We start from the raw sequence: 6,121 nt of genomic DNA, 5'->3' as shown, positions 1-6,121 counted from the left end.
CGATTGGTGTTCCCACAATTGGAGCGTGAATGAGAATATGGTTCGTCCCCTCAGGGGAGGAAAGCCGGAAAAGCGGGCGGAAACGCGGCGCGAGGCGCGCGGAAGCGCCTGGCCGTTCAAAAGATCGCGCGAGCGGCCCAGACCAGAACGACGCCGACTACAGCCGAGATGAGGCCGGCGGCGCGCAGCCAGCTATCCGGCCTCAGCGCCGCTTCCGCCATGGAGCGGCGCATGAGAGTTGGAAAGGCGGCAAGGAGCAGCCCTTCAATCGCAAAAGCCAGGCCGATCGCCGCCCCGAAATCCTTCATGCGCCCCCCGAACGCCCCCTGAACCTTTTGGGCTCAGTTGCCTGAAGGCGCGGCCGGCGTCGAGCGCCGTCCATTCGGGTCGTTAAAATACCTGAAGAAGTCGGAATCGGGCGAAAGCACCATCCGGGTCTCGCTGCCCTTCAGACCCGCTTCGTAGGCCTGCATCGAGCGATAGAAGGTGAAGAAGTCCGGGTCCTTGCCGAAGGCGGCGGCGAAGATGGCGTTGCGCTCCGCATCGGCCGCGCCGCGCACTTCCTCGCCCTTCTGGTTTGCCTCGCCGCGAATGCGCGCCACCTCGCGGTCGGCGCGGGCGCGGATCGAGAGGCTCTGCTCCTGGCCCTGGGCGCGGATGTCGGCCGCCTCGCGCTGGCGCTCCGTCTGCATACGCTGGAACACCGCCTTCGAGTTCTGTTCCGGCAGATCGGCGCGACGGATGCGCACATCGACGACCTCGATGCCGAAGCCTTTCGCCTGCTGATTCACCTCGTCGCGCATTTTCTTCATCACACCGGCGCGATCGGTGCGCACGACGGTCGCGAAGGTCGCATCACCGACGACGCCGCGCAGCGCCGAGTCGATGATGCTCGACAGACGCAGATTGGCGCCGGCCACCGTCTGCACCGACTGATAGAAGCGCAGCGGATCGGTCACACGGTAGCGCGAGAAGGAATCGATCACGATCCGCTTCTGGTCGGACGCGATCACTTCCAGCGCCGGGCGATCAAGCTCGAGAATGCGATTATCGACCGTGATCACGGTATCGATAATCGGGTACTTGAAATAGAGACCGGACTCCGAGATCGAACGCACTGCCTGGCCGAAGCGCAGCACCAGCGCATGCTGCGTCTGCTGCACGGTGAAGGCCGCGCCGAACACCACGACCGCGATGATGGCGATCAGAATTCCTCCGACGACTTTCATGGCTGAACCGTTCATTGCTGCGACGCCCCCTGCAAACGGCCCGCATTCGAGCCTGGCAGCCCTGGACGCGGCGCCTGCGCGGGAGTGCGATTGAGCTCATTGAGCGGCAGATACGGAACGACGCCGCCATTCTTCTGGTCGATGATGATCTTGTCCATGCGGCCGAACACGCGTTCCATGGTTTCAAGAAACATGCGTTCGCGCGTCACTTGCGGCGCATTCTTGTATTCGGCGTAGACCTGATCGAAGCGCGACGCAGCGCCCTTCGCCTCAGCCACCATCTGCGAACGATAGGCTTCGGCCTGCTGCACGACCGTCTGCGCGTCGCCGCGCGCGACCGGCACCACGTTAGACGCGTAGGTCTCAGCTTCGTTCTTGAGACGGTCCTGGTCCTGACGCGCCGCCTGAACGTCGCGGAACGCGTCGATGACCTCGCTCGGCGGGTCCGCCTTCAGAAGCTGCACAAGCCGGATGACGATGCCCGACTTGTACCCATCGAGCGCCTCCTGCATGTGCTGGCGCACTTCGCTCTCGATGAGCTGGCGATCGGTGGTCAGGATCGGCTGGATCGTGCGCTTGCCGATCACCTCGCGCATGACGCTTTCGGCGACCGCTTTCACCGTCGCAACGGGGTCACGCAGATTGAAAACATAGTCCTGCGGCGTTGTCGGGCTGATCTGCCATTGCACCGCGAAATCGATGTCGACGATATTCTCGTCGCCGGTCAGCATCAACGCTTCATCGACCGTGGAGGAGCGCGGGCCGCGCCGCTGATCGGCGGCGGAGCGCACGCCGATCTCCATGGTCTTCACCTCGGTGACGGCGGGCTTGATGACGCTGCCGATTGGCGCCGGCCAGTTGTAGTTGAGGCCCGGCAAAGTCGTGCCGACATAGCGGCCGAAAACCAGATTGAGGCCCAGCTCGTTCGGCCGCACGGTGTAGAAGCCGGTAAGCAGCCAGATCGCGACCGCGATGAGGACCAGAAGGACGACGCCCTTGCCGCCGATGCGTCCCCCGCCCGTTCCCGGGAACAGGTCCTTGAGCTTGTCCTGGCTGCGACGGAACAGGTCTTCCAGATCGGGCGGCCGATTGCCACCGCCCGACGGCCCCCCGCCCTGCGGACCCGAACCCCAGGGGCCGTTATTCTTCGGCGGACCGCCCCATGGGCCTCCGCCGCCGCCGCTCTGATTACTCCAGGGCATCGTATCCTTCCGGGTCGTTTGGCGCCGCGTCATCGGGCTTTGGCCCAACGCTGGTCAAGCGGCCTCTTGCGAGGAAGTGGGGGGTTCCCGCCGTTTCGTCAATCCGACCAAAGAGTTTGACCCTCTTTGGCGCGGCCGGCGCGCCGGGTGACGGCGCGGCCAACCCCTTCATTTTCGCGCATAATCGACGAATGTGAAAGCGTGCGCGTCGGGCGGCGCGAGCGAATGCGATTCGCGGTGAATCTCCCGGAAGAGCGCGGGATCGATGATGGGGAACACCGCGTCGCCCTCCGGCGTCGCGTCAACCTCGGTGATATGAAGCCTGTCAGCCATGCCGATCGTCTGGGCGTAAACCTCGCCGCCGCCGGCGATGATGATCTCATCGGCGCCCATCGCGACCGCCCGTTCGGCGCCCAGCGCCAGCGCTTCATCAAGGGTAGCGACGACATGCACGCCGGCCGGCGGCGCGAAAGACGCGTCGCGCGTCAGCACGATCGACTCTCGTCCCGGCAGCACGCGCCCGATCGACAGGAACGTCTTGCGGCCCATCACCATCGGCTTGCCCATAGTGAGCGCCCTGTAGCGTTTGAGATCGGTCGGCAGCCGCCACGGCATCGCATTGTCGCGGCCGATGACGCGGTTGCGCCCCATCGCGGCGACGAGAACGATCGCGGGAGGAGTCATGATGCGGCTTTCGAAAAGCAAACGAAGACGATCATGACGCGTCGCCTGCGGCTTCGTATCTTAACCATTTGCGCCGCACCGCTGCGTCAAAATCGACGCCCATCGCGCGATGCAGCAACAGAAGCTGGCCCAATACGTCGGCTGCTTCGTCAGCCAGCCGCTCCGCAGCCGCGTCATTTTCCTTCCCGCGCGCGCGATCAGTGAGTCGAAGAAAAGCTTGCGTCAGTTCGCCAAGCTCTTCCTGTATCTTCAGGAGAAACCAGTCGCGGTCGCGCGTAATTCCGAAATGCGACGCATAAACCGACGAGATCGCCTCAAGCCTCTCGGCCAACGCGTTCAGGCCAAGAGGCCCTTGGGAAGGCGTCATACCGCGATCGGCGCCTTGATCGAGGGATGCGCCTGATAGCCCTCGATCGCGATATCCTCATAGCGGAAATCAAACAGCGAACGCACCGCCGGATTGAGTCGGAGCGTCGGCAGCGGCAGCGGATCGCGCGTCAATTGCAGGCGCGCCTGTTCGAGATGATTGAGATAGAGATGCGCATCGCCGAGCGTATGCACGAAATCGCCCGGCTGCAGATTGGTCACATGCGCGATCATGTGCGTCAGCAAGGCATAGCTTGCGATATTGAAGGGCACGCCGAGAAACGTGTCGGCCGAGCGCTGATAGAGCTGACAGGACAGCCGGCCCTCCGCGACGAAGAACTGGAAGAGGCAGTGGCACGGCGCCAGCGCCATCTTTGGCACGTCGACCGGGTTCCAGGCGCTGACAATCAGCCTGCGCGAATCCGGATTGCGCCTGATCTCATTCACGAGCCAGGAAATCTGGTCAACCGTTTCGCCATTCGCGCCCTCCCAGCTCCGCCACTGCTTGCCATAGACGGGCCCGAGATCGCCATTCGCATCCGCCCATTCGTCCCAGATCGTGACGCCGTTCTCGCTGAGATAGCCGATGTTGGTGTCGCCCTTCAGGAACCAGACCAGCTCATGGATGATCGATTTCAGATGCAGCTTCTTCGTCGTCACCAGCGGGAAGCCCCTGGAGAGATCGAAGCGCATCTGATGGCCGAACACCGAGAGGGTGCCCGTGCCGGTGCGGTCGCTCTTCTGGACGCCCTCATCAAGGATGCGGCGGATGAGATCGAGATAGGTCTGCATGGCGGAGATATAGCGCGATTCCCCTGATTTCGCAGGCCGCCCGCCATGACCATGAACAGCCGAGATCATCAAACGGCAAGTTGATAATCAATCTATAGATTGACTATCAACTGATATGTTGATAATCTTTCCCCATGGTCGCTGAAGCCACGCCCTTTCCGATCCCCGGCGCCTCCGCCGATCCGGCCGAAGATGCGCTCGATCGCGTCTTCTTCGCCCTTTCGGACCCGATCCGCCGCGCGATCCTGAAGCGGCTCGGACAAGGCTCGCTGCTCGTCTCCGAGATCGCGGAGCCTTTCGCGATCTCGCTGCAGGCGGTGTCGCGCCACATCCAGGTGCTGGTGCGCGCCGGCCTGATCCAGCAGGAGCGATCGGGACGGATCAGCCGCTGCAGCCTCGAGGCGGCGCCGCTCTATGAGGCCGCCGTCTGGCTCAACGACTACAGCGCCTACTGGCAGGCCCAGTTCGACCTGTTGGCGACGACGCTGCACGACATCGACGCCCGCAAAGCGGACGCCCTTCCCCCATCACAGGAGTAAGGAGTCTGATCATGGAAACGCATTCTGTTGTCTCGCATGCGAACTGGCTGAAAGCCCGTAGGGAGCTTCTGGCGCGCGAGAAGGAATTCACGCGCCTGCGCGACGAACTGAGCGCTGCGCGCCGCGATCTGCCGTGGGAGAAAATCGAAAAGACTTACACGTTCCATGGGCCGAACGGGCCGGTCTCTTTCACTGATCTGTTCGACGGCCGTTCGCAACTCGTCATCTATCACTTCATGTTCGGCCCCGACGCCGAGGTCGGCTGCAAGAGCTGCTCCTTCTGGGCCGACAGCATCGAACGCAGCGTCGTGCATCTCAACGCCCGCGACGTCACGATGATCGCGGTGTCGCGCGCGCCTTATGAAAAGTTCCAGGCCTTCAAGAAGCGTCTCGGCTGGACCTTCCCCTGGTATTCATCCAACGGAAGCGACTTCAATTTCGATTATCAGGCGTCCTCTACGCCCGAAGAGATCGCGCGCGGCGAAGGCCATTACAATTATCGCGACGGCGCAAAGATGCCGAGCGAGCGGCCAGGAATCAGCGTCTTCTGCAAGGACGCTGATGGCGCGATCTATCACACCTATTCCTGCTATTCCCGCGGGATCGACATGATGAACGCGACCTACCAGTATCTCGATCTCACGCCGAAGGGACGTGACGAGGACGGCTTTGCGCATGCGATGTCCTGGGTCCGCTATCGCGACAGCTACGGGGCGGAGGCGCGCGCATGAGATACGCCGACGGCATGGCGCGGCTGAAGGATCTGCGTGGACGGATCGGAAAGTTGCGCGAGGAAATGCGTTCCGCCCAGGCGGCGATCGAGCCGGAGGAAGTGAGCGATTATGAATTCGCTACGCTGAAAGGCCCGGTGCGCCTGTCCGAACTGTTCAACGGCAAGGACGATCTGTTCGTCGTCCACAATATGGGCACGTCCTGCTCCTCCTGCACCATGTGGGCGGACGGCTGCAACGGCTTCTATCCCCATGTCGCCGATCGCGCCGGCTTCGTTGTCTCATCTCCGGACGATCCGCAGACGCAGAGAGAATTTGCCGCGAGCCGCGGCTGGCGATTTCCGATGGTGAGCCATGTCGGTACGAATTTCGCGCAGGACATGGGTTATCGCAGCAGCCATGGCGGCTGGTTGCCCGGCCTGTCGGTCTTCCGCCGCGACGGCGGGCGTCTGACGCGCGTGTCCGACGCGCGCTGGAGCCCAGGCGATGATTTCTGCCCGGTCTGGCATTTCTTCGATATGCTGCCGGGCGGCTCGAAAGGCTGGATGCCGAGATTTCAATATGGCTGAAGGATGTCG

General features: G+C 62.9%; 9 protein-coding genes. 3 read left to right on the top strand and 6 right to left on the bottom strand.

The genetic code is table 11. The features are described from left to right. Positions 1-116 precede the first annotated feature (116 nt). The 6 genes from L8F45_RS26620 to L8F45_RS26595 form a co-directional block, all read right to left on the bottom strand. Positions 117-308 (bottom strand): DUF2065 domain-containing protein, encoded by a 192-nt coding sequence (locus L8F45_RS26620; RefSeq protein ID WP_342360843.1) that lies wholly within the window; start codon positions 306-308, stop codon positions 117-119. A gap of 33 nt (positions 309-341) precedes the next feature. Next, positions 342-1,244: a protease modulator HflC gene (gene hflC / locus L8F45_RS26615; protein ID WP_342360842.1), complete on the bottom strand. Its 903-nt coding sequence runs from the start codon at positions 1,242-1,244 to the stop codon at positions 342-344. After that, entirely contained in the window at positions 1,241-2,431 is a 1,191-nt protein-coding gene (gene hflK, locus L8F45_RS26610; RefSeq protein WP_342360841.1) for an FtsH protease activity modulator HflK, read from the bottom strand. Before hflK ends, hflC begins: the two co-directional genes overlap by 4 nt. A 168-nt stretch (positions 2,432-2,599) precedes the next feature. Then, entirely contained in the window at positions 2,600-3,115 is a 516-nt protein-coding gene (locus tag L8F45_RS26605) for a dihydrofolate reductase (RefSeq protein WP_342360840.1), read from the bottom strand. A gap of 31 nt (positions 3,116-3,146) precedes the next feature. Next, a complete protein-coding gene (locus L8F45_RS26600) occupies positions 3,147-3,482 on the bottom strand; it encodes a pyrophosphohydrolase domain-containing protein (RefSeq protein ID WP_342360839.1) in 336 nt (111 codons plus the stop codon). Beyond that, positions 3,479-4,273 carry a thymidylate synthase gene (locus L8F45_RS26595; RefSeq protein WP_342363582.1) on the bottom strand — a complete coding sequence of 265 codons (795 nt, stop codon included), beginning with the start codon at positions 4,271-4,273 and terminating at the stop codon, positions 3,479-3,481. The genes L8F45_RS26600 and L8F45_RS26595 overlap by 4 nt, the downstream gene beginning before the upstream one ends. Before the next feature lie 134 nt (positions 4,274-4,407). Here L8F45_RS26595 and L8F45_RS26590 point away from each other — a divergent pair, with 134 nt between their 5' ends. The 3 genes from L8F45_RS26590 to L8F45_RS26580 are packed head-to-tail and all read left to right on the top strand — an operon-like array spanning position 4,408 to position 6,112. Further along, positions 4,408-4,812: an ArsR/SmtB family transcription factor gene (locus L8F45_RS26590; RefSeq protein ID WP_342360838.1), complete on the top strand. Its 405-nt coding sequence runs from the start codon at positions 4,408-4,410 to the stop codon at positions 4,810-4,812. A gap of 11 nt (positions 4,813-4,823) precedes the next feature. Next, on the top strand, positions 4,824-5,543 hold the full coding sequence (locus tag L8F45_RS26585) for a DUF899 domain-containing protein (protein ID WP_342360837.1): 720 nt from the start codon (positions 4,824-4,826) through the stop codon (positions 5,541-5,543). Continuing rightward, positions 5,540-6,112 carry a DUF899 family protein gene (locus L8F45_RS26580; protein ID WP_342360836.1) on the top strand — a complete coding sequence of 191 codons (573 nt, stop codon included), beginning with the start codon at positions 5,540-5,542 and terminating at the stop codon, positions 6,110-6,112. Before L8F45_RS26585 ends, L8F45_RS26580 begins: the two co-directional genes overlap by 4 nt. Positions 6,113-6,121: the final 9 nt, after the last annotated feature.

Source organism: Terrirubrum flagellatum, assembly GCF_022059845.1.
Classification (GTDB): domain Bacteria; phylum Pseudomonadota; class Alphaproteobacteria; order Rhizobiales; family Beijerinckiaceae; genus Terrirubrum; species Terrirubrum flagellatum.
The sequence above is the reverse complement of the archived record's forward strand: the minus strand, read 5'-3'. Positions and strand labels throughout refer to the sequence as shown.